The organism is Vibrio sp. 1167 (genome assembly GCF_033340375.1).
In the GTDB taxonomy this organism is placed as follows: Bacteria; Pseudomonadota; Gammaproteobacteria; order Enterobacterales; family Vibrionaceae; genus Vibrio; species Vibrio alginolyticus.
The window spans coordinates 1-1,108 of the sequence record NZ_JAWOWK010000103.1 but is presented as its reverse complement, the minus strand read 5'-3'; the positions used below and the strand labels follow the sequence as shown (position 1 = coordinate 1,108).

Below are 1,108 nucleotides of genomic sequence, written 5' to 3'. Positions count from 1 at the left end.
GTATATGTTCGAACAGCTGAGCTCTTAGAGATGGGGATTTGGATGTTTTCATTTAGATATCGGCAGGTAAGCCGATGTTTAGTGTGTTCGATAAGCTAGACTAAAAGTAGTACCATTCAAAATAGGAGAACGTAATGAGTTATGGACATATTTTGGTTGCGGTAGACCTTACTGATTCCAGCAAAAAAGTCATCGATAAAGCAGTTTCTTTAGCGAAAGATGAAAAAAGTAAGCTTTCCTTAGTCTATGTAGATGTCGATAAGATTATTCTAGAGTTGAAAGAAGAAGGAAAGTTGCAGAATGCATTACAAAAGCTTGCTGACGAGTGTGATTACGAAGTCCATGACAATATGGTTGTGATTGGTGATCTTCACATCAAGCTCTCCGGAATTGCGAAGGAAGTAGGGATAGATCTCGTTGTATGTGGCCATCATCATAGCTTGTTGAGTCGTTTCTTTTCTTCTGTCCCTAAGCTTGCGAACGCCATAGAAGCTGATTTGCTAGTCGTGTACTTAGATGATTAAACAATGATGAGTAAAAGCCGAACCAAAGGCTAGTTCGGCTTATATCGTTTATCGAGTTAACGAGAATGGCTTTTTGGACAAAACAGAAACGGATTCAGCATTTGAAGCCATGTCAAAATGTACGTTAACTTGGACGCCTTCTCGCTCAAAAGTAACATCGTCAAAATCTGTCATGGCGATTTTGAACCCGTTCTTTGCAAAAAGGCCAGTAACCATGGTGCGCTGTTTAATTTCTAAAGCGGACGCCAGTAATTTATCCATAGCCAATATCCTTGTTTTTTATGGGGGTCACAAACACCATACCGCTCGCAGATTATGAAATCAATTGATTATTGAGCTGTACTAGATTTATGTTTTAGTCAAAGTCAATTGATGCACTATTTAACGTGATATGCATTCATTAGAAGCATTTCCGAGGATATGTTTTACCACGATCTCTGTGACGCAAAGCATCATTCCTCTATTGAGATAATTGAATTGACAATATCGTTAACATAATTTGTTACAAATTAACTTTGTTTTTGAGTGATATTTGTCATTTTTCGGCAGACATCAAATGAGTAAGTCCAACTGGATGTGACTCC

Annotated in this window: 2 protein-coding genes; one reads left to right on the top strand and one right to left on the bottom strand. The window is 38.2% G+C overall.

Annotated elements, in window-relative coordinates:
• Positions 1-134: 134 nt before the first annotated feature.
• Entirely contained in the window at positions 135-524 is a 390-nt protein-coding gene (locus R7Z78_RS24685) for a universal stress protein (protein WP_169643767.1), read from the top strand.
• A gap of 48 nt (positions 525-572) precedes the next feature.
• Here the strand turns inward: R7Z78_RS24685 and R7Z78_RS24680 are convergent, their stop codons facing one another.
• Positions 573-785, bottom strand: a complete 213-nt coding sequence (locus R7Z78_RS24680; protein ID WP_005479370.1) for a hypothetical protein — start codon at positions 783-785, stop codon at positions 573-575.
• Between the last annotated feature and the right edge of the window lie 323 nt (positions 786-1,108).

Bases quoted from the DNA above. Each gene is read 5' to 3' on its own strand.
- R7Z78_RS24685 (WP_169643767.1), top strand. From the start codon at position 135: ATGAGTTATGGACATATTTTGGTTGCGGTAGACCTTACTGATTCCAGC.
- R7Z78_RS24680 (WP_005479370.1), bottom strand. From the start codon at position 785: ATGGATAAATTACTGGCGTCCGCTTTAGAAATTAAACAGCGCACCATG.